Origin of the sequence: Parasynechococcus marenigrum WH 8102 (genome assembly GCF_000195975.1) — a bacterium.
GTDB classification, from domain to species: domain Bacteria; phylum Cyanobacteriota; class Cyanobacteriia; order PCC-6307; family Cyanobiaceae; genus Parasynechococcus; species Parasynechococcus marisnigri.
In genome coordinates this window covers 1,344,804-1,363,013 of sequence record NC_005070.1, presented here as the reverse complement: position 1 = coordinate 1,363,013, position 18,210 = coordinate 1,344,804, and the positions used below count along the sequence as shown (strand labels likewise).

Genomic DNA, 18,210 nt, shown 5'->3' with positions numbered 1-18,210 from the left:
TCGCCTCCCATTTGGGGACAGTTCTGCTGTCCCCGGATGGGGGTAGTGAGCTGGGGCTGTGTGGAGGTTGGATGCACCGGAGTTGTTGAATCCTGGATGGACACGATCGAAACCCACATCGCCAAGGACCGTGAGCAGTTGGCGCGAGCGGAAGCCAGTGGCGATCAGGCCAAGGTGCGTCACTACGCCACGGAACTCGAAGGCCTTGAGACCTACCGCAGCCATCACCCCGGTGATCACAAAGATCCCACCTCGCTTGAGGTGCATTGCGATCTCAACCCAGACGCCCCTGAATGCCGCGTCTATGACGACTGACAACGGCGTTTCCGGAATGCTTCCTCGGCCTGGCAAGGATGGGCGAAGGGAGCAGCTCTGGGCATGGATCTGACGCCATATCTCCAACAGCAACCAAAGACGCTGAACGACGAGCCGTTGTTGTCTGTTGCGATGACCGGAAAGATTGCCTTGGCGATGAAGGGTCGTTTTTTCCTGCGTTGCTTCTGTGAAAGTCTGACTGAACGTGCCCAGATCGGTTGTGCCGTGACCGATGAAGTGTCCTGCTTGGATTACCTAAAACAAGACACATTCGAGTTTCTCCTTTGCACGGATTTACTGGAGCGCGGTAACGGCTTCGAGCTGGTGCGCAAAGCACGTGAGCTCCAACCGGATCTGAAGGTTGTTGTGCTCGCTTTGAGTGATGCCATCCCGGTGGGATACGACAGCGCGCCCTGGCTGGAAGCTGTTGTCGCTGAAGCCGACATCATCGAAGACCGCAAACCCCTGGAAGCGGCTGTGTTGGCGGTGATGGGACATCACTCCTACCGCAGCCCATCGTTGCGGTCCGATGAGCTTCCCTACCTGAGCTGCCCGAGGCTCACACCCCGCGAATATGAGGTGTTGGATCGGCTTGCCCGCGGCATGTCCGATCGCGACATTGCTGAAGATCTTGTGGTGACGGAAGAAACCGCTCGCACCTACACCAAGCGCCTGTTGCGCACGCTGGAGGTGAACAACAGAGTGCAGGCTGTGTTGAAGGGAATGCGTTGCGGCATGGTTCAGATTTGATTCACCGTGCCTCAGCCCAATTCCAGGCAAGCCAGGCCGTAGATGTTCTGGTCGTGGCCATTGTCAAGGTCGCCTTTGTACATCCGATGGGTTGCCCCCATTCGCCGAAATCCTTTAGCCCCTGCAACGGTTCGGGCTGATCGGTTATGGCCTGGGGTGTCGATGAGAATGATTCCTTTGTGCCGATCCATGGCGTTGCTCAGCAGCAAGGATGCGATCCCGGGCTCTTCTGCCAGCAATGGACCGATTCTCCAGCCTTGGCCAATGGGCAGCAGGCATGGACGGATGCGGACATAGCCATGGCACTGATGGCTGCCGTCCATGGCGACGAAGACATCACCAGCCTGGTGATTCAGCCACTGTTGGAGGAAGTGGGGCCGCGGGCTGATTTCATGACGTTCGTCATAGGCCTGCACCGCATCCAGTGAGATGGCCTTGAGCGGAACAATCGTGATGTCGTTGCGATGCAGCAATCGCCGTGTGGGGTGTTGCGATGACTCTTCAAGGCGCAGATGTTGCCTGCGCGTGGTGATCGAATCCTTTCGGAAGCCCTGACGTTGGTAGAACTCCACCATTGATGGTGCGGCTTCCAGGCCGATGCACGTCACATCTGCGAGTAATGCCAGAGCGTGATCCCAGAGCTGCCTGCCCACTCCACCGCCGCGATGGTCGGGGTGCACCACAAACAGACCCATGAAGCCGTAATCAAGGTTGTATTTCACGGCAGCGATGCATCCCACGGGCATATCGCCCTGCCAGGCCAGCCATACCCCTTGATTCGCCGTGTTGGCATAAATCGCGATGTCCCCAATGCCAGGAGCAAAATCCTCCTGACGTGCCAGTTGCCTGACGAAGTCCAGGTCCGTCTCCTGAAAGGGTCTGATCTCCAGTGATGCCGTCATGGGTGCGGTCTTCGATCAAGGCATCGCAGTTTGAGCATCAACCGATTCAGGCCTGTGGCCCTACCCCCATCTGGTGACAAACAGCACCTCCATGACGTAGCAATCATGAAGGTGCAACAGGACCGAGATGGTCGGAACCCCAATGTCTGGCAAGCCGACCGAGGACACCCTGATCGATGCTTTGCGGGGCTGTAGGCACGTTCAGGAACTGAAAGAGCTCGAACAGCGTTTGGCCCAGGTGGATGATGCACCGCCTCTGTTTGATTGGATCTGTGATTTGTTGGTGAACCGTCGCCTGTCCAGAGGCCTGGCGGCCAAACTTCTCCTGCAACTTCACAACTCCTGACGGGCTGGCTCCGGAGCCGACACACTGCACATTGATGGGTATTCATGCTCTTGATTCGTTGTGTTGTTTTGGCGTAGGAGTCAAAACATCAGCCAAAGGAGGCTGCCATGTTTGAAGTTCTTAAGGGCCACACAGGAAGCTGTCAGCGACGCACCTGCTTGAAGTGGGAAACCAGTGGGGAACTTTCTGCCGTGGATCGCCAGAACCTGATGCAGTTGTTGTGTCAGGTCGACAAGCAGGCCTGCCTTGGTCTGGACGCGGACCAGCAAGACGAGTAGTTCAGCACCTGAATTGCTCTGGACTGACTATCACGCATCAACGTGGAGCGGATCATCGTTTCCGATAATTTTCCAGTTCTTTTGGGCACACGGCAGAGATGTAACCGGTGAGTTGAGACGTGATTCTGTTGCGTTCTGATTCGCTTGGGGTCAAAGGGATGTCGTTGTACCGCATGGACGTCTGGCTTTCAAAAAGCTTGCGGACGTCGTCCTCTGGCAGTGCGTAGAACCGTTCGGTGCCCATCTTGCAGATGTTTTCACCGGTCCAGCGTGCGATCACCGACTGCTGCTCTCTTGACGTGGTGTTGGCCTGAGCGACCCCCTGGAGGAGTGAACTCAACAGAACAAGAACCAGAGCCGAATGATTCATGCAGCTTCGATGGAGCGACGATGTATCCATTCCAACAGCTGCTGCTTTAAGCCGCGGTTAAAACATGCGCGGAGCTGATCGGGAAGTTGGCTCTCTGGCGGCCGCCCTCTCACACCAGCGGCCGCCCCCCTTTTTCTGTTCTTGCGATTCAAATAGCTTCGTCGCTGCGCTGGCAATGATCGCCATCGCATTGCAAGCCGCACTGGGGCTGTTTGTTGCCGTACTGCCAGGGTCGCCTCATGGCCCAGTATTCGTCCACCAACCCCAGCAGATAGGTGCCGAGTCGCTGCAGCAGAGAGGAGTGCTTCATGCCTTCACCCTGCCAACGGTTCAACGCCGACGCAACTGCATTGGCTGTGCAACAGCGTTGCGTTGAATTGCAGCACGCAGATTGCGGCAGCTCAGGCATTCACAGGGTTGATCGTCGTGAATGGAACTGTGGAAACGGATTGGGCTGGGTTGATCGTGATCAGACACAGCTTCAGATTGGCTGCCTGTGTTATCCCAATCCGTGAGTCGAATGCCAGCTCAGTTGTCTGAGGTGTTTACCTGTTGTGATGCTGTTTGAAATCTGGAATTCACCATCAGTGAACACATCTGGGTGACATCCGCCGCGGCTGGGTTGGTGGCCAGTGCGTCCTTCACGCAACCGCAGTAGTCACGTCCCATGCCTTTCGGCGGCAGTGCCCGGGCCTGGTCGATGTAGGCCTGCTGGAAGTAGGCCCTGCATTCCTTGCTGGTGGTCTCCGTCCACTCAAACCTGGCTTCCGCCAGGGCCGCTTCTGGACCAACCATCAGCACCAATGCCCAGACCATCCTCTCCATGGCACCTCCATAGTGAAGAAACCGTACGTCTTCACTGAGATTGCATTCGTCACGGATGTTGCAGTGGCGCCGCTCGGCAGGGATGGGTTAGCCCCGTAGAAGATCTCGCTTGCCATGACTGCATCCACCCAGCACTCCAACCACTTGCTTGAGGAGCTGGTGGCTGAGGAGATTGCCAATCAGATCGATCAGATCGCTGAGGAGCTGCAGCGTGAGGGCTGGCCGATCGCCATGGTCAAGCGCTTCATGCACGTCGCCGTTGAACGCTTACCCGATTGACTCAGATCAGGAGAGTGACTGACGCACCTGCTTCAGCCTGAGGCCGGCTTCGGTGGCGGTCACCCCCGCCAGCACCAGCAGGCCGATCAACCCCACAAGTTGGTTCTGCGCTTCGGCAGCAGCATCCGCATCCTGAGCCAGGACGGCACCGGCCACGAACCAGGCGGTGGCCACAGCAGAGGTGATCCAGTAGGCCCGCCAGCGGCGTTGGTAGAGGTAGCCGGCCCCGAGTCCGGGCACCACATTGAGCAGCACGGCCACCCAACCGGCGGAGGCTGCCAGCACCTGATCGCGGTTGGGCGTGGTCATGGGTAGGTGCCTGAAATGCCGGCACTCTGTCGGATCCTTTGCACACTTGTCGGGCGGACGGCTTTCGATTGCTACGGATTCGCCTAATACCTTGATGTGCTCTAGCAGCTTTCGACTGATGCGCTCCGTTCTTCTTGCTCTGCTTCCTTTGCTGGTGGCTCCCTCCGCTGCCCTGGCGCAGAAGGAGATCCCCAAGGCCCCCGGTTTTGATCAGTGCCCGGCTGGCTACGTCAACACCCTCGGCACCACCTGTGTGTCTCCTGTGTATTACGAGGTGGCTCCCACCAATGGCCAGGCCTGCAAGGCCGGTTGGATGAACATCGGTGCCGGCTACTGCAAGAAGAAGAAGGGCCCCCTCGGCGTGCTTTGATCCACTGCCCCTCCCGGTCCGCGATGAAGTGGGAATACACCCAGCTCCGCTTTGTGCCCCGCGGTAAGTCGTGGACCGGTGAGATCGAAGAGTTATGGCTGGATGATCGTCAGATCATTTCCCGCAGCCACCCCCAGCGCGATGTGACCCTGGTGGGGTTGATGAATGAGCTGGGGGAACAGGGCTGGGAGCTCACCACCTATGCCCAGCCCTTCACCGGCTACCACGGTGGTTGTTACACCTTCAAGCGCCAGAAGTAGTTCGTCCGCGCTTGTTCACTGTTGATCTCTCAGAGCTTCTGACGCCAGACCTTGAGATGCTCGAGGGCGATCACAAGGTCTCGGCAGTTTACGCAGCGGTTGCCGTTGCAGGCGCGGTAAAAAGGACCATCCACGCCCTGAAACATGCGCACGGTGTCTCCATCGCGCGTGGTCACCACAGAGGCTGATGTCATGGATCGTCTCCGGAATCACGGTTGTGTGAAGTCAACGCCGTGGACTGATCAGGGTGCAATCAGGCAGCCAAGGCTTGCACCGCGATGTGGAATCTGTCGTCTGCGCTTCTCTTCACCCAAAAAACATATGTGAGCCGCTGCAATCCGGCAAATCATTGATTGCGTTCGGTAAACATCAGCTCCACAGCTGAATTGCACCAGATGAACAAGGGGAAGGCCGCCCCTCCCGGATGGGAAGGACGGCCTATCTCGCTCGTTTGTGCATAGCAATCGACCTGATCAGTAATGCTTCAGGGAGTTGGAACCTCAAGCAAAGGGACTGAAGAAACGGTCAAAGCGTCTGGCTGGATGGCGCCTGGGGCCATGGGGTCCAGGTGTGAAGGCTTGTGGACTCCTGGGCACCTGAGGACGGTGCAATGGAGTGTCGATTGACGTGGCGCTCAAGGAATGCCTGCCAAAGGACGAGCCTTACGGATGGGTGGAAACTGTTGGAGCAGGGGCCGAGTCAGTCAGGCAGCTTCTGGGTGTTGCTCAGGTGGAGTGTCGGCCGTCATGGGCACCTCCGATCTCGATGACCACAGTGTTGGTCGCGTGGAGCACATCCGGCAATCGGTGTTAAGGCGCATTGCCTCTGGGGCAGCGCCCGCCGATGTTGGAAATGGCGTGCTTGCCGACCGCCTTTGGATCCACTGGTGATCGTTGCGCTGGGGTTGCTGGCCACCGCCATGGCCTCCTGCATTGGCCTGCTGATCCTGCAGGTCGGCCTCTGGCGGGTGTTCGAACTGGCGCCGCAATTGCAGGCTGCGGCGGACGTGCCTGTGCCCCAGACCTCCCTCACGGTGGTGATTCCGGCTTACAACGAAGCCGGCAACATCGGCGCTTGCCTGGCCAGCGTGCTCAACGGCCAGCCCCCCTGCGTGGATTGGGAGGTGTTGGTGGTGGATGACGACTCAACTGATTCCACGGCGGAGCTGGCGGTGGCCTGTGCTGCCCGCCACCCGCAGTCCACGGCGGGGTTCAGTGTGCTGCCGGCCGGTCCCCGTCCGGCCTCTGAGCGCTGGGTGGGCAAGAACTGGGCGTGCACCCGGGCCATGGAGCAGGTGCGCAGCGACTGGGTGCTGTTCATCGATGCCGATGTGCAGCTGCAAGCCGATGCCATCCGGCGATCACTGGCTCAGGCGATCGCGGATCAGGCGGATCTGTTGAGCCTGGCGCCACGACTCACCTGTGACTGCCTGGCCGAATGGATGGTGCAACCGATCATGGCCAGCCTGCTGGGGCTGGGTTTTCCGATCGAAGCCGCCAATGATCCCGACTCCGACGTCGCCTTCGCTGCTGGACCATTCATGCTCTTCCGCCGCAGTGTTTATGAACGGATCGGTGGGCACCGTGCACTGGCGGCAGAAGTGGTGGAGGATCTGGCCTTGGCGCGCAGGATCAAGACGGGCGGTCATCGCTTGCGCTACCTGCTGGGTCTTGATGCCGTTGATCTGCGCATGTACGCCGATCTGGCCGCGTTGTGGGAAGGCTGGACCAAAAACTGGTGCCTGGGACTGGATCGCGATCCCGGCAAAGCACTGGCTGCTGCCGGCGTGGTGGTGCTGATGTTCAGCCTGCCCTGGTTGCTGATTCCCGTTGCGATTGGATTGTTGTTGGTTCTCCCGATCGCTCAGTGGTGGTGGCTGGCTCTGCTGGCTGCCGCCTCAATCGCTGTTCTTCAGCAGTTAATCCTGCGTCTGTGGACCAGACGGGAATTTCAGCTGCCCATCGATTACTGGTGGCTGATGGGTGCTGGAGGGTTGATTGTCGGCACCATCGGGCCCGTGTCGGTTTGGCGGACCTTCACCGGTCAGGGGTGGACCTGGAAGGGACGCTCACTTCGTTGAAGTTCCCAAGTGGTTCTGATCACATTCTGCGTACGATCAGAACATCGACATTGCTTTGACTTTGCTCACTTTGGTTTGATCCAATCCCTGCAGATCATCCAACGCGATCAAACGTTGTTTGATCATGTCGGCTAACACGAACAACACATTGCCTTCGTCGAACTCAGCGCGCCCTTCATAAAGATAGCGCTCAGTACTGAGGTGGTCATGTAGCTTCCAGACCGATTCCGGTGTATCAAGCGTGCTGGATTGCTCCTGCAGTGTTGAAATCAAAGCCGTGATTGAACGCTGTTTGCCGAGCTCGAATGCAGTGCGGGCAACGGTCTGTTCTTCGGATGTCCAGTCTGTTGCCGACATGAAGGGGAAAGCGGTGAGGAGGAAATCAGCGTTGATCAGAAATGGTCAAGTGAATGATTCATTTCGAAGTTGTGGCAGCTGAAACCAGGGTGTGGAAGGCGATTCATGATGTTCACGATGATAGCCAAAGTTGTAACAAGCTGCGAAAGAGAGGGCTGGATGCAAAGCCAGGCTGCGCGTTGTCACGCCCGGTCGTGTCGTGGCCCCACGTCGGTGGGGTAACCAGGTTCCCACTAGAAACAATTGACAGGAACTGATGATCAACGGCAGAACGCTGAACAACAGCAGATGCATGATCTGAGCAGGGAGATCAGAACCGTTGAGAATGATTAGCGCCAGCCAAAGACAGCTTAGATTTAACAGTTGCCGCATGCCCAGATAGTTGCCCATGAAGTGAACATACCAATCTAGGATGTTGTTATTGGTGCAACGTTGGTAGTCAGGATCCTGGAACGTCTCCGGTGCCAGGTGATGACGTCTGTGGTTGCGGGAACAACGCTCATAAGACAAGCCTGCATACACCAACAAATACACTTTGCCGATCCAGCGGTTCAATCCGGGATGACCCGGAACCAGACTGGCGTGCATGGAATCGTGGGCAACGATGAACAGCCCGGTGTGCAGAAATGCTCTGAGCAGAATCAAGCTGCCAATCAACAGCCCAGGCGTCTGATCAAGTGGCAGGGTGTAGCTCAGGCCCAGGGAGAGCAGCCAGGCTGATCCAATCAGACCAGCCAGAGCCAACCCTTTGAGGGCCTGAGGGCTGAACTCATTTGCCACCCAGCTTGAGCAACTCGGCTGGTGATGCCAGCAAGTCGATGGCCACGAAATAGATCTTGTCGTTTTCATCCAGCAGGAAGCGCCAAGCCACGTTCATGCCCACCTCACGACCGAACCAGGGGGTCTGCACCTTGCCGGTGACCTTGATCTGGTTGAAGCCACCTTCGGTCGGCTCGCCATAACCGCCCTGGGGCATCAACTTCAGGTTCTGACAATCCCGCTTGAAGAATTTCAGGATGGCGTCGCGGCCGACAATGGGACGCTGGAAGGGGGGCTGCAGAGCACCATCGTTGAGAAACAGATCGATCAGTTGATCAAAGTCGTTGGCATTGAGCAGCTGCATGTAGCTGAGGATGGTCTGATTCAGCACGCCGGGGATCAGGATCTCTTCGCGCTGATCAACCGGTGTCGGGGCCACGATCGGCTCGGTGACCACCTGGCTGTCGTCCACATCGGGGTCGTAGCCCATGTCCACCACGAAGTTGCGCAGCAAAGTGATCTGTTGGCCCTGCTCAACTTTTTTGACGGCCTCCAGAACTGAGTTGGCGTTGGCGGACAACCTGTACCCCTGAGGAATCGGAGCCACCTTGCCCTGGCGCATGAATTCGCCCAGCTCGTACCAGAAGCACAGCTTCACATTCACCGACCAGTAGGCGTAGCGCGCCGAAATCGGGCTGTTGATCTTGCCAGCCAGGTCGCACATCACCTTGGTCTGCTCGTCAAAGCTCATCGCCTGGATTTCATCCAGCGTCGGCTGTGCCAGCGCCATGCGGGCCGCACCCGGTGCCGCCACGGTGATGGTCCGGCCCATTTCCAGATAAGCAAACCAGATCAGTGCCAACTGGTCCTCTGCGCTCAGCAGCTTGAAGCGGGCTGTGATGGCCGGGACGGCTGCAGCGCTCAGCGTGTCTGGGAAGATCTGACGAGCTTTGTCGAGCGTGAACATCCGCAGGGGACACAGAGCGTACGAACCGTAACACTATGTTTCGAGTTTTAGCTGGATTGGGCTCAGGGCCTGCGGATGTCGCTCTGATCTGTTAATGGGTGTTGGGTTTAGCGCGATGGTCGTCAGCAGCCCTGCGCGCATCCTGGGCCCGGCGCCGCAGGGCGGCATGGCGGAAAGCTTTTTCCAGCTTGGTCAGCTTCGGCTGGTTGTCCTGAATGGCGGCCTCAGCACGTGCTTTGGCGGCGTTGATGAAGTCGTCTGATTTGGTGCCACTCAATCCACCCATGGCTTAGCTGCAACTACATCCAGGGTGAACAGTCCAAGGATCGAAAAGCGCCAAACAACAGGCCTTCTATTGATCTGATCCATGCACCCAACAAGGGGAAGGCCGCCCCTCCCGGATGGGAAGGACGGCCTATCTCGCTCGTTTGTGCATAGCAATCGACCTGATCAGTAATGCTTCAGGGAGTTGGAACCTCAAGCAAAGGGACTGAAGAAACGGTCAAAGCGTCTGGCTGGATGGCGCCTGGGGCCATGGGGTCCAGGTGTGAAGGCTTGTGGACTCCTGGGCACCTGAGGACGGTGCAATGGAGTGTCGATTGACGTGGCGCTCAAGGAATGCCTGCCAAAGGACGAGCCTTACGGATGGGTGGAAACTGTTGGAGCAGGGGCCGAGTCAGTCAGGCAGCTTCTGGGTGTTGCTCAGGTGGAGTGTCGGCCGTCATGGGCACCTCCGATCTCGATGACCACAGTGTTGGTCGCGTGGAGCACATCCGGCAATCGGTGTTAAGGCGCATTGCCTCTGGGGCAGTGCCCACCGATGTTGGAAATGGCGTGCCCATGCCTGGTTTTGGCCCAATACCGCTGCAATGTGGAAGACCTGAAGGGCTTTGGTTCAGATAAGCCAGCTTGGAGTCATGACCATGTCGCTCCAGCACGTCATCGCCCGCAGCAAAGCGCGTGGTCTGATCAACGGATCGGCGACGCCGGACCTTGGTCAAGCGATGGACGTGCACCGTCTCTTAGTACTTGAGGGCGACGCACGTCTTGCTTCAGCTCTGCTGACATTCGTTCTGTCACTGCCACCGCCTGCGGAGCCTGCTGGATGAGTGGCATCCAAGGTTCGGCTGTATGCGATGGTGAGTTAGTACGGTTTTGGCCCTTTTTTTGACGATTTTCATTGGCAATCTCTCCTGGGACGCTGAGAGAGAAGACCTCGTTCATCTGTTCAGCCAGTACGGCGAGGTCAGCAAGTGTTCGCTGCCTTTGGATCGGGAGACCGGCCGAAAGCGTGGCTTTGCCTTTGTCGACCTCGCCAATGCTGCGGATGAAAAGTCCGCCATCGACGACCTGCAGGACGTCGAGTGGATGGGACGCGGGATCACAGTTCGTCAGGCTGAACCCCGCCGCTGATTTCAGCTCGGTTCAGCGCTTGCCGATGACCTCTTCCCAGCTGATCAGTTGGGAAGAGTTTTTGTGCTGGTTGGATGGAGGGTTCTTCGGGGTCGCAATCTTGCGCGCAGCCAAGTTTGAGGCACGCCGTGCGGTGTGTTTCTTCATTGTGTTCAAAACAGGGTTATCAGGTTCTCGCTCGCCTGCGTTATCAGGGTTGCTCAGCTCACAGGCCTGATCAGACCTGTTTCACCCCTTCAACATGACACATCGGCGATTGGTGATGCTGCTCGCGCACGGCTGTTCGCGCTCGATTGATGGACGTGCCCACACATCAGGATCAGCGCATGTAGTTTTGTGACGAAGTTTTCGGTTGCGCTGAAAGCGCGCCTCAGCGAGATGTCTACGCAGCTGCTTCTCACGATTTTTGGCGCCTTTTCTGCCGCCAGCATGGTGCTTTGGATCTCGCGCCTGTCCGGTTCGGGGCAGCCGCAAAGTTGATGTCGATTCAGGATCGTTGCCTGCAACAACGTCCGCTGGCTGACCGGGCGTTCATGGATTTCAAGTACACACCCGCTGGCTCGTTGGAACAGCGGAGTGCACTGGCTCGCCTGCATGGGTTGATCCTGGAGTGGATTGAGCTGGAGTCAGGTCCCTGTTCTCTTGGACATGAAGAAACGTCTCGTCGACATCAAGATCTATTGACCCATTCGTTGGGTTTGTGACTACGCCCTTAGCTTGGCGATCCACGCGATCGGGCCATGCGCAGTTATCAGAACATCAAGCGCAGCAATGAAATAGCAATGGGTCTGTCGTTCATCGTCGTCTCTGTTGCGGTGTTAGCAGCGCTCTCCGTGCTCGCATCCCAGGCCTGAGACCACCGGTTGAGTTCAAAATCCCTCAGTTGGGGGATGTGTTGTTGGCCTGATGTCGCCTGAATGGGGACAATGCATCTCCCCGGCTTAGCACCTCTGTTTGATCTGATTCTTGATTGCCAAGGCGTGCTCAACACCGAGCGCGTCGAAGCGGTGATGGCAAGTGGTTCAGCTGGATGAGGGGGATCAGCCTCAGGGCAACCCTCCAGCTTCAGGGTCTTAATCTTGTCTCAAGATCGGATCGGAGGGTGATGGTGGCGATGGTTGGCTTCTTGTCTGCGCTTTCGTCTCTGCCCGGAGCGGACGTTGGCTTGTTTCAGCAGCTGATCCAGGAGCTGGGTGCTCTCTGTCAGGCGCCACCTGCCAAGGCGGCCAAGGTGTGTGCGCTGCATGCACGCCTGGTGAACCGCTGAACCTCGGGCATGGCTGAGTGGGGGCAGAGGTTCAAGGGGGTTGATCTTCAGTCAGAGGGTCATATGCGGCTGTGTGAAGCCCTCGAAGCTGCCGGACTTCTGTTCAGTTTTGAAATGCATATCTGCATCCCCGAGGGTGCAACTGGCACCCGTCGCACCCTGGATCTGCTGGTGATCTCCCCCCATGGGCTGCTGAATGTGGAAATTGACGGGGCTCGCCACAACAAAACCAAACGTCGCGACAAGGATTACAACCGTGATCGTCTGCTCAGTCGCCATCTGCGCACGCTGCGTTTCACCCATGACGCGGTTCTCAGTGATCCTCAGGCGGTGGCGCGCATTATTCAGATTGAGTTGGAGCAGGACCGTCGTTCCCTGTTCCAACAACTCAATGGGCTGTAGGCGTTGTCAGGGCTTCCTAGGCTGACGCCATGACTGAGGGATCCATCCCGAACAATCCGGCACAGGATCTTGAGGCCGCCCGCCAACGGGGTCGCTGGCTAAGCGACGAGGAACAGGCGGAACTCGATCGAAAGAACCAGCGGATTCAGCTGTCCCAGGAACAGGATCGCAGCCGTCGCCGTCGATTAACCCTGCTCACGGCCGTTTGCGTTCTTCTACCACCGCTGTGGCCCGTGGCATTCGGCCTCAGCTTTTATCTCCTGTTTCCCCGAACGGCAGCGCGGATCGGTCTGGTGGCGGGTGTTGTTCTGCTGCTGGGGGGGCTGGCTGTTGCCGTTGCACTGGCCCTGGTCACGCTGGGGCTACTGCAACTGCTGTTTTGAGCCAAAAACAGAGACTGCAGCGGATCTCACAACACATCGACCCATGAATCGTTACGTTGTGTGAACACAGGCGGCAAATTTATGTCAGGTCGGTTCGGAGTGGTGGGCTGTGGTTACGTCGGTTCAGCTGTTGCCCTCCACTTGCGCGCACAGGGCTACGAGCTGATGGGTACTACAACGGGCCCGGCTCGTCTGGCTGAGCTGTGCGATCTAGTCGACCATCCCCGCATTCTCCGTGCTGGTGATTCCGCTGCTGACTTCAGTGTTATCGACGACCTTGATGGTGTGTTGATTGCCATGGCTCCGACCACGGCCAGCTACGAGGAAGATCAGTACCGAGCGGTTTACGCCGAAGCGGTGCCTGCCCTTGTCAAGGCTCTGCGAGAGCGCCCTCGTCAACGTCCGCTCCACGTCAGTTACTTGAGCAGTGCTGGGGTCTATGGCGATCAGTCCGGTGCCGTCACCACGGAGTTGTCATCCCCGGATCTCAGCAACACCACCAACGAGCTGCTGGTGCAGGCAGAGAATGCCGTCCTTGCGCTCAACACTCCCTCGATTCAGACCTGTGTGCTGAGGTTGGGGGGGATCTACGGGCCAGGAAAAGACATCCCATCGTTCATTCGCAGTGCCTCGGGGCAGCAGGTGGCCAAGAACGGCAACCACATCAATGCCTGGGTGCACCTGGACGACATCGTTCGCGGGGTTGAGTTTGCACTTCAGCGCAGACTTCAGGGCATCTACAACCTCGTGGATGACCTTCAACTCAGTCGTCGCGAGCTCTCCAATGCCCTCTGCGATGACGAAGGGCTCCCCCCTGTGATCTGGGACAACCACGATCGTCCGGGGGCCAGGGGCGTTCAACGCTCGTGTCTCCAATGCACGGCTGCTCCAGATGGGTTTCACGCTGAGAACCCGGTCGATGCTGGAACCGGTCGCCGCTTGTTGATGCGACCGCTCAGCTGTCGTAAGTGCGGCAACCCTTTCGCCAGGGATTGGCGGCACAATCCATCGCCCAGTAATCCGTTTTCGGAGTGTTCTGCGATTCTTGCGTTGGAACAGCTGGAACCACGGCGCGCCGCCGACCGATGCGTGGCAGGTGATCCGTGATCATCTTCAGTCCGAAGCGGGCCATCATTCCTCTCGTGCTGACTCGTGCTAGCTCGCCCTTGAGCGCGGCGACAGTCCTTCAAAACGAGTTTTTCTGTGAAAACTTCGTGATTCATCCCCTCGAGCTTCTCGATCGATGGCGCCGGCATCTGCCAGGTTTTCAACGCTGGCGGCGCGATTCAGCAGCGGCGGCCACACCACCGGATCAGGATTGGTTGCGTGAGCCCACAACCCTCGAGGAAGCATCAGCGCTTTATCCCCACCTCAGCCAGGAGCAAGCGATGGTCCGTTATCAACGGTTCAGGCTGGGCATGCGTTGGCAACGGGATCAGGAGCTCAGCTGATCAGCACAAGCGTCAGCTCCAAGCCGATGAAGCCCACGAGAAAAAAGGCTGCCAGCAGAGACACCTCACGGAAGAACCGCGCCACCACAACCCCGGCTCCCACAAACACGGAGGAAATCAGAATGGCTGTCAGGTCGTCCTGCACGGTGTTCAAACCCGTAACAGAATTAACCTAACCAATAAAAATTCCGGCCACGAGGAGACTTCTTGCTGATTTCGTATCAGGACGAACAATTGGTTTTTCCGTTGTCCGGCGTAATGGAGACAGTTGAGTCAGCAGACGGCCTTGGATCTCCTTGTTCAGCACGTTGATCGCCCAGGATTTGTCCGTCTGATCGTTGCCAGTGTCCATGGCGCGTTATGGCTGCAAACCCACTTCCCGGAGGAGGAGTGGACCACGCTCCTGTCTGGTGAAGCCTGTTTCGGGATGGATTGCCTGAGCACGCTGCTTGAGGATGCACGCTCCGCAGGATTGCTGGTGAATGCACGTGTTGTTGTTGAATCCTGACGATTCCAGTGTGTTGATAACACCATTGAAAACGATTTGTAGTTGTCGTTGAAGCTGGTTCTGGTAAAAATCTTTGCAACTTTATTCTCTGTCGGAGAAAACATGTCTCTTCTCTACGAAGACGAAGATCAAATCCTTCCACTTCTCCTGCATCGTGTTGATTCCGGCCAAAAGCCATGTTCATGCCGAGATTGCCTGGGAATTCGTGATCGGATGCGTCAGTTGAATCTTGATTTCGATCAGTTCAGCGCACGCTTGGTGGCCTGAATTCAGCGTTTGTGAACATCAGTTGAGGACAGCCACGGCAGCGCCAATCCTGTCTCTAGAACTAGTGGGTCCCGTTCTGAGACGCTGTGGCAGACGACTTCTGCATCGAGTTTGCTTCGGCTTTAGCCGTGTTGTTGATTGAGTTGAATGCCGAGCTCGAGGATTTCGCGGAACAGGTTGATATGAGCATCGCTTTGGAACTTGAACCGACACGCTGACTCTGAACGCGATCAGCTCTCTGCATATCGCAGTGCCTTCAGCCCCATCACCAAGTGGGTGCGGAAGCTGCCCAGGGCCATGACTTGTTTTGGTGTTCTGGTATCGCTGACTTCATCACCCTGGCTTTCGATCCACTGGAGCAGTTCCTTGGTTTGATCAGCCCAGGCGCTCAATGCTGCCCGCAGCAGTTCGTCCTCGTCAATACTTGCCATCCGCGCCTGCGTTCCCTCCATCGCTGCTTTGAGCAGAGCGCTGAGCTGGTGGCGGCTCAGGGCATCGGGGACAGAGGGATCGGGGTCGATGCTTAAGGAAACCTGAAGGAGATGCATTCACCGTAGACCCTTATGGGGTCGTGATGCCACACCAGTCCTCGCTCAGGTCTGATGAGCGTCCGGGTCCACAGGCTTTCCTTGAATGGTCAGGGCGAGTCGTCGCGCCAGCAACAGGGAGGGGTAAAGCCCCGCGGCACGCCCTTCATCGCGAAACAGTTGGCGCATCATCTTCAGCATTGGATCACTCGGTTGCATGCGGCGGCACAGTTCTGCAATGGCTGTGCTTCCGTGCCAAATCGTGTCGCCTTCCAACAGCATCGCCCCGTCAGCAAGGCGGTAACCCTGTTGCTGAAGGCGGTAGCGCAGCTCGTTGTCGGCTCGACCATCACGGATCTCCAGCTCCTTGATCCCGCTCACCAGCTCACTGCGCAGGGCAAAGGAACGGCAGAAGGGGCAGCCGCCGTCGTAGACGAGTGTGAGAGTCATCGGACAAGTCTGTCGTGGGTGCCCTCCTGTCGTTGATCCTGTCGATGCTGCTCTGCTTGTTGCCGGCTCCGGCCGCTGCAGACTGGAGCTGTGACGGTGATCAGCTGAGGGTGGAGACCGTGGCTGGTGCGGTGGATCCGACCGGTCTGCCAGGAGGGGTTCCGAACACCTCGGCCGGGACGCTCCCCGGTGATGGAGTTCTGATCCACTGGCGTGAGATGACCTTGCAGCTACCGCGAACGAACAATGCCGGTGCACCCAGCTACACCGACGGTCGTTGGTGGTGGCGGGTCGAGGATCCCCTGCAGCCGGAATTTCTGCAGCGCCGCGGCTCGATCGTCGCCTACGACTGCCAACCGCTGCCCTGAGTTCAGCGCCGACGGCGACGGCGATCCGCCTTTCGGGTCCCTCCATAGCGGTACCCGGGTTGCGCCTTCAACTTGGGCCAACAGGAGGGACAAACGAAGACCCACTCCGTCAGCGCATCGGTTCGGACCCTGTAGTGCAGCCCTCCAGGGGATGCACAGCAATCACAGCTCAGCGATCGATCGCCATCTGGCATGGATCTGGCCTGGGGTGGAACAGTCCTTTTAGATAGTGCTGCGCCACCACCCGCTCCTGGCTGCACTGCTGAAACAGGAAGCCAGCGATGGCCACCTGGACCAGGCGGTACTGGTCCCATTGCGGATGGCTCTCGATAAATCGACCCATGGCCTCATAAAGATCCTGCGGCAACTGGTTTTCCACACTGACGTGTGGCGGCATGGAATCCGGAGTGGTCAGCAAATTGCTCTCTGCGCTTCCTTCAATCCATCTCCGCACGTCACGAGTCGGTTCGTCAAAACCGTTCCGATGGACCGATCAAGTTGACCCTGTTGGGGGTGAGATCAGTGTTTGCAGGCGATCTTGACCGCGATGTGCTCTGTACTACAGGCTTCTCTCCGGCCTCGTCAAGAGGAAAATCGGTTTTCCCCTGCGTGCGGCAAGCCCCGCCTTGGCATGGACATCCTGAGGATGTCTGGTTGTGGAAAAGCTGTTAAGAACGTTGGCGAAGCCGTGGATTGATTGATGGTTCACCGCTTCTAATCAATCAATGGCGACCTGATTGGAGATCGTGTTTCCGTCTCAGGAAAGCCAGAAGCCCCCCTGCATCAACGTGCTCCAGAGCTGCTGTTGGTCATCCACTGCAGCGGTGGTCGACGGCGATTGGCGCATGGGTGGGGTCCACCAGTCCCGCAGACGAGCGATTGGCGCACGTCTGCGCGGCCATGGGCATGAGGTCATAACGAACAGCGGGGTCTGGTGTCAGTGCAGCGTGAACAGTGGTTGTTGGCATGGGTTGTTTGACTTATTGGGTTCTCGTTCGTGGTAATAGGGCTGGCATGGTGATCCCACTGCGTCGTTGATCCATGGACGAGCCCTCCTCGGTGACGCCGCTCACGGCCCTGGTGGTGGATGCGGAAGGCAGGCTCACCTACATGGGAGTGGATGGTCGACGTCGGGTGATCGTTGGCGATGGGGAGCTCCTCAAGCGCCTTCAGCAGCTCCATGACGACAGCGGCAATGTCGACGGCGGCTGCGGAATCTGATCAGCCCATTGACGCACTAGTACAGACGCACTAGAACAGGTGTATCAGTGAGGTCTTCATGGCTTGCAGCTCTCCCTACGCCACCTTCCGTGCCGATGCCTGGATGCAGCAGTCCCTGATTCGCCCCCGCAAAGTGCTGAGTGACTTGCCACCGTCCGAGCCGCTTCGTTCGGCGAGTTGTAACTCCAGGTCTTTGCGGTCCGCTGCGGCTGTTCAGGGTGAATTGTTTCTTTTTCCCGTCATCGTGTCCTGCTGAGCCTCGATGGCAGACAGTTCATGGCGATGCGTGACTGCTCAGATGCATCCCTAGTCCGGATCTGGCAATCTGAACACTTCGGCTTTCTTTGCCTTACATGCTGCTGTTCGCTTCCCAGACGGCCCCCGGCGGCCCAACTGTCATCCTTCCTGCCCTGCTGATCACCGGGCTTCTGATCGCGGCATCCCAGGCGTTCGTTCCCAAGGGCTGAGCACAAAAAAAGCGGAGGAGTGTCCCCCGCTCGTTGCTGTTGACTGGAGATTCAATACACCCCATAGCTCACGCCGCGATAGCGAAGTTCGCGACCGCCGGTGGCCTCCTGATCCTGGTGGATCGGGTCATACGCCACGCCGCGATAACGCAGTTGTGGCTTCTGGCCAACTCCCACCGGTGTGTGGGTGGCATCGATGTGGTCAGCACTGCCGAAGGCCTTGGCCATCTGCAGGCGCGCCCGTTGCATGGCCCGGGTGCGGGTGGTGCGGGCTTTGATCAGTTGAAGTGTGTTCATGACATCACCTCTTCAGCGCCCA

38 protein-coding genes are annotated in these 18,210 nt (G+C 58.0%); 20 read left to right on the top strand and 18 right to left on the bottom strand.

Annotation, left to right across the window (positions count from 1 at the left end):
* Positions 1-96: 96 nt before the first annotated feature.
* Together TX72_RS06960 and TX72_RS06955 are read left to right on the top strand one after the other, a co-directional pair.
* On the top strand, positions 97-315 hold the full coding sequence (locus TX72_RS06960) for a CP12 domain-containing protein (RefSeq protein ID WP_011128245.1): 219 nt from the start codon (positions 97-99) through the stop codon (positions 313-315).
* 63 nt (positions 316-378) lie between these two features.
* Positions 379-1,065, top strand: coding sequence for a response regulator transcription factor (locus TX72_RS06955; protein ID WP_011128244.1), 687 nt, complete (start codon positions 379-381; stop codon positions 1,063-1,065).
* 11 nt (positions 1,066-1,076) lie between these two features.
* Here the strand turns inward: TX72_RS06955 and TX72_RS06950 are convergent, their stop codons facing one another.
* Positions 1,077-1,967 (bottom strand): GNAT family N-acetyltransferase, encoded by an 891-nt coding sequence (locus TX72_RS06950; protein ID WP_011128243.1) that lies wholly within the window; start codon positions 1,965-1,967, stop codon positions 1,077-1,079.
* 127 nt (positions 1,968-2,094) lie between these two features.
* On the opposite strand from TX72_RS06950, the gene TX72_RS06945 reads away from it, so the two are divergent.
* Positions 2,095-2,313, top strand: a complete 219-nt coding sequence (locus TX72_RS06945) for a hypothetical protein (RefSeq protein WP_011128242.1) — start codon at positions 2,095-2,097, stop codon at positions 2,311-2,313.
* Positions 2,314-2,393: 80 nt separating this feature from the next.
* Here the strand turns inward: TX72_RS06945 and TX72_RS13925 are convergent, their stop codons facing one another.
* The 4 genes from TX72_RS13925 to TX72_RS06930 all read right to left on the bottom strand — a co-directional run bounded on the left by TX72_RS13925 (position 2,394) and on the right by TX72_RS06930 (position 3,786).
* Positions 2,394-2,582, bottom strand: coding sequence for a hypothetical protein (locus TX72_RS13925; RefSeq protein ID WP_148228796.1), 189 nt, complete (start codon positions 2,580-2,582; stop codon positions 2,394-2,396).
* Positions 2,583-2,643: 61 nt separating this feature from the next.
* On the bottom strand, positions 2,644-2,961 hold the full coding sequence (locus TX72_RS06940) for a hypothetical protein (RefSeq protein ID WP_148228795.1): 318 nt from the start codon (positions 2,959-2,961) through the stop codon (positions 2,644-2,646).
* A gap of 148 nt (positions 2,962-3,109) precedes the next feature.
* Positions 3,110-3,271, bottom strand: a complete 162-nt coding sequence (locus TX72_RS14410) for a hypothetical protein (protein WP_173358491.1) — start codon at positions 3,269-3,271, stop codon at positions 3,110-3,112.
* A gap of 218 nt (positions 3,272-3,489) precedes the next feature.
* Positions 3,490-3,786: a hypothetical protein gene (locus tag TX72_RS06930; protein ID WP_011128239.1), complete on the bottom strand. Its 297-nt coding sequence runs from the start codon at positions 3,784-3,786 to the stop codon at positions 3,490-3,492.
* A gap of 114 nt (positions 3,787-3,900) precedes the next feature.
* Between TX72_RS06930 and TX72_RS14405 the strand changes: the two genes are divergently transcribed.
* Complete coding sequence (locus tag TX72_RS14405; protein ID WP_011128238.1) at positions 3,901-4,065, top strand: hypothetical protein; 165 nt, start codon at positions 3,901-3,903, stop codon at positions 4,063-4,065.
* A 6-nt stretch (positions 4,066-4,071) separates the two neighbouring features.
* On the opposite strand, the gene TX72_RS06925 is transcribed toward TX72_RS14405, so the two are convergent.
* A complete protein-coding gene (locus tag TX72_RS06925) occupies positions 4,072-4,374 on the bottom strand; it encodes a DUF8646 family protein (RefSeq protein WP_011128237.1) in 303 nt (100 codons plus the stop codon).
* 118 nt (positions 4,375-4,492) lie between these two features.
* On the opposite strand from TX72_RS06925, the gene TX72_RS06920 reads away from it, so the two are divergent.
* Positions 4,493-4,744, top strand: a complete 252-nt coding sequence (locus TX72_RS06920; protein WP_173358490.1) for a hypothetical protein — start codon at positions 4,493-4,495, stop codon at positions 4,742-4,744.
* A 23-nt stretch (positions 4,745-4,767) separates the two neighbouring features.
* Complete coding sequence (locus tag TX72_RS06915; RefSeq protein ID WP_011128235.1) at positions 4,768-5,004, top strand: hypothetical protein; 237 nt, start codon at positions 4,768-4,770, stop codon at positions 5,002-5,004.
* A 29-nt stretch (positions 5,005-5,033) separates the two neighbouring features.
* On the opposite strand, the gene TX72_RS14180 is transcribed toward TX72_RS06915, so the two are convergent.
* Complete coding sequence (locus TX72_RS14180) at positions 5,034-5,198, bottom strand: hypothetical protein (protein WP_158305737.1); 165 nt, start codon at positions 5,196-5,198, stop codon at positions 5,034-5,036.
* A 552-nt stretch (positions 5,199-5,750) separates the two neighbouring features.
* Here TX72_RS14180 and TX72_RS14320 point away from each other — a divergent pair.
* Both TX72_RS14320 and TX72_RS06910 read left to right on the top strand, forming a co-directional pair.
* Positions 5,751-5,894, top strand: coding sequence for a hypothetical protein (locus TX72_RS14320; RefSeq protein ID WP_162467749.1), 144 nt, complete (start codon positions 5,751-5,753; stop codon positions 5,892-5,894).
* A 29-nt stretch (positions 5,895-5,923) separates the two neighbouring features.
* Entirely contained in the window at positions 5,924-7,084 is a 1,161-nt protein-coding gene (locus TX72_RS06910) for a glycosyltransferase family 2 protein (RefSeq protein ID WP_011128234.1), read from the top strand.
* Positions 7,085-7,120: 36 nt separating this feature from the next.
* Here TX72_RS06910 and frp read toward each other — a convergent pair whose 3' ends face one another.
* The 4 genes from frp to TX72_RS06890 all read right to left on the bottom strand — a co-directional run bounded on the left by frp (position 7,121) and on the right by TX72_RS06890 (position 9,453).
* Positions 7,121-7,441, bottom strand: coding sequence for a fluorescence recovery protein (gene frp / locus TX72_RS06905; protein ID WP_011128233.1), 321 nt, complete (start codon positions 7,439-7,441; stop codon positions 7,121-7,123).
* Positions 7,442-7,486: 45 nt separating this feature from the next.
* The gene (locus TX72_RS06900) at positions 7,487-8,221 is read right to left on the bottom strand and encodes a fatty acid desaturase (protein ID WP_011128232.1); all 735 of its coding nucleotides are present in this window, start codon (positions 8,219-8,221) and stop codon (positions 7,487-7,489) included.
* Positions 8,211-9,167, bottom strand: coding sequence for an orange carotenoid-binding protein (locus tag TX72_RS06895; protein ID WP_011128231.1), 957 nt, complete (start codon positions 9,165-9,167; stop codon positions 8,211-8,213). Before TX72_RS06895 ends, TX72_RS06900 begins: the two co-directional genes overlap by 11 nt.
* A gap of 91 nt (positions 9,168-9,258) precedes the next feature.
* Positions 9,259-9,453, bottom strand: coding sequence for a hypothetical protein (locus TX72_RS06890; protein ID WP_011128230.1), 195 nt, complete (start codon positions 9,451-9,453; stop codon positions 9,259-9,261).
* A 631-nt stretch (positions 9,454-10,084) separates the two neighbouring features.
* Between TX72_RS06890 and TX72_RS06885 the strand changes: the two genes are divergently transcribed.
* The gene (locus TX72_RS06885; RefSeq protein ID WP_042503563.1) at positions 10,085-10,276 is read left to right on the top strand and encodes a hypothetical protein; all 192 of its coding nucleotides are present in this window, start codon (positions 10,085-10,087) and stop codon (positions 10,274-10,276) included.
* A 58-nt stretch (positions 10,277-10,334) separates the two neighbouring features.
* Positions 10,335-10,580 (top strand): RNA recognition motif domain-containing protein, encoded by a 246-nt coding sequence (locus TX72_RS06880; RefSeq protein ID WP_042504323.1) that lies wholly within the window; start codon positions 10,335-10,337, stop codon positions 10,578-10,580.
* Positions 10,581-10,816: 236 nt separating this feature from the next.
* Here TX72_RS06880 and TX72_RS13915 read toward each other — a convergent pair whose 3' ends face one another.
* On the bottom strand, positions 10,817-11,176 hold the full coding sequence (locus TX72_RS13915; RefSeq protein ID WP_148228793.1) for a hypothetical protein: 360 nt from the start codon (positions 11,174-11,176) through the stop codon (positions 10,817-10,819).
* 518 nt (positions 11,177-11,694) lie between these two features.
* Between TX72_RS13915 and TX72_RS14315 the strand changes: the two genes are divergently transcribed.
* The 5 genes from TX72_RS14315 to TX72_RS06850 all read left to right on the top strand — a co-directional run bounded on the left by TX72_RS14315 (position 11,695) and on the right by TX72_RS06850 (position 14,083).
* Positions 11,695-11,847, top strand: coding sequence for a hypothetical protein (locus TX72_RS14315; protein WP_162467748.1), 153 nt, complete (start codon positions 11,695-11,697; stop codon positions 11,845-11,847).
* A 9-nt stretch (positions 11,848-11,856) separates the two neighbouring features.
* Positions 11,857-12,249, top strand: coding sequence for a DUF559 domain-containing protein (locus TX72_RS06870; RefSeq protein ID WP_011128226.1), 393 nt, complete (start codon positions 11,857-11,859; stop codon positions 12,247-12,249).
* A gap of 29 nt (positions 12,250-12,278) precedes the next feature.
* Positions 12,279-12,632: a hypothetical protein gene (locus TX72_RS06865; RefSeq protein WP_011128225.1), complete on the top strand. Its 354-nt coding sequence runs from the start codon at positions 12,279-12,281 to the stop codon at positions 12,630-12,632.
* Positions 12,633-12,713: 81 nt separating this feature from the next.
* Complete coding sequence (locus TX72_RS06860) at positions 12,714-13,739, top strand: SDR family oxidoreductase (RefSeq protein WP_011128224.1); 1,026 nt, start codon at positions 12,714-12,716, stop codon at positions 13,737-13,739.
* Positions 13,740-13,846: 107 nt separating this feature from the next.
* Positions 13,847-14,083 carry a hypothetical protein gene (locus tag TX72_RS06850; RefSeq protein WP_052298025.1) on the top strand — a complete coding sequence of 79 codons (237 nt, stop codon included), beginning with the start codon at positions 13,847-13,849 and terminating at the stop codon, positions 14,081-14,083.
* On the opposite strand, the gene TX72_RS14400 is transcribed toward TX72_RS06850, so the two are convergent.
* Entirely contained in the window at positions 14,076-14,228 is a 153-nt protein-coding gene (locus tag TX72_RS14400) for a hypothetical protein (protein WP_011128222.1), read from the bottom strand. The genes TX72_RS06850 and TX72_RS14400 overlap by 8 nt on opposite strands.
* A 141-nt stretch (positions 14,229-14,369) precedes the next feature.
* Between TX72_RS14400 and TX72_RS06845 the strand changes: the two genes are divergently transcribed.
* From TX72_RS06845 to TX72_RS14860, 3 genes are all read left to right on the top strand, one after another.
* The gene (locus TX72_RS06845) at positions 14,370-14,591 is read left to right on the top strand and encodes a hypothetical protein (RefSeq protein WP_042503554.1); all 222 of its coding nucleotides are present in this window, start codon (positions 14,370-14,372) and stop codon (positions 14,589-14,591) included.
* 48 nt (positions 14,592-14,639) lie between these two features.
* Positions 14,640-14,858: a hypothetical protein gene (locus TX72_RS13910; protein WP_148228792.1), complete on the top strand. Its 219-nt coding sequence runs from the start codon at positions 14,640-14,642 to the stop codon at positions 14,856-14,858.
* An 86-nt stretch (positions 14,859-14,944) separates the two neighbouring features.
* Positions 14,945-15,076 carry a hypothetical protein gene (locus TX72_RS14860; protein ID WP_263969698.1) on the top strand — a complete coding sequence of 44 codons (132 nt, stop codon included), beginning with the start codon at positions 14,945-14,947 and terminating at the stop codon, positions 15,074-15,076.
* Between the two features lie 12 nt (positions 15,077-15,088).
* Here TX72_RS14860 and TX72_RS06840 read toward each other — a convergent pair whose 3' ends face one another.
* Both TX72_RS06840 and TX72_RS06835 read right to left on the bottom strand, forming a co-directional pair.
* On the bottom strand, positions 15,089-15,406 hold the full coding sequence (locus TX72_RS06840) for a hypothetical protein (RefSeq protein WP_011128220.1): 318 nt from the start codon (positions 15,404-15,406) through the stop codon (positions 15,089-15,091).
* 45 nt (positions 15,407-15,451) lie between these two features.
* On the bottom strand, positions 15,452-15,835 hold the full coding sequence (locus TX72_RS06835; RefSeq protein WP_042503552.1) for a DCC1-like thiol-disulfide oxidoreductase family protein: 384 nt from the start codon (positions 15,833-15,835) through the stop codon (positions 15,452-15,454).
* Between the two features lie 14 nt (positions 15,836-15,849).
* On the opposite strand from TX72_RS06835, the gene TX72_RS06830 reads away from it, so the two are divergent.
* Positions 15,850-16,203 carry a DUF8671 domain-containing protein gene (locus TX72_RS06830; protein WP_225867679.1) on the top strand — a complete coding sequence of 118 codons (354 nt, stop codon included), beginning with the start codon at positions 15,850-15,852 and terminating at the stop codon, positions 16,201-16,203.
* 2 nt (positions 16,204-16,205) lie between these two features.
* On the opposite strand, the gene TX72_RS15010 is transcribed toward TX72_RS06830, so the two are convergent.
* Entirely contained in the window at positions 16,206-16,397 is a 192-nt protein-coding gene (locus TX72_RS15010; protein WP_071820845.1) for a DUF8622 domain-containing protein, read from the bottom strand.
* Positions 16,373-16,600 (bottom strand): DUF2811 domain-containing protein, encoded by a 228-nt coding sequence (locus tag TX72_RS06825; protein ID WP_011128218.1) that lies wholly within the window; start codon positions 16,598-16,600, stop codon positions 16,373-16,375. The genes TX72_RS15010 and TX72_RS06825 overlap by 25 nt, the downstream gene beginning before the upstream one ends.
* 644 nt (positions 16,601-17,244) lie before the next feature.
* On the opposite strand from TX72_RS06825, the gene TX72_RS06820 reads away from it, so the two are divergent.
* A complete protein-coding gene (locus TX72_RS06820; protein ID WP_011128217.1) occupies positions 17,245-17,424 on the top strand; it encodes a hypothetical protein in 180 nt (59 codons plus the stop codon).
* 518 nt (positions 17,425-17,942) lie between these two features.
* Here TX72_RS06820 and TX72_RS06815 read toward each other — a convergent pair.
* Positions 17,943-18,188: a hypothetical protein gene (locus TX72_RS06815; protein WP_011128216.1), complete on the bottom strand. Its 246-nt coding sequence runs from the start codon at positions 18,186-18,188 to the stop codon at positions 17,943-17,945.
* Positions 18,189-18,210: the final 22 nt, after the last annotated feature.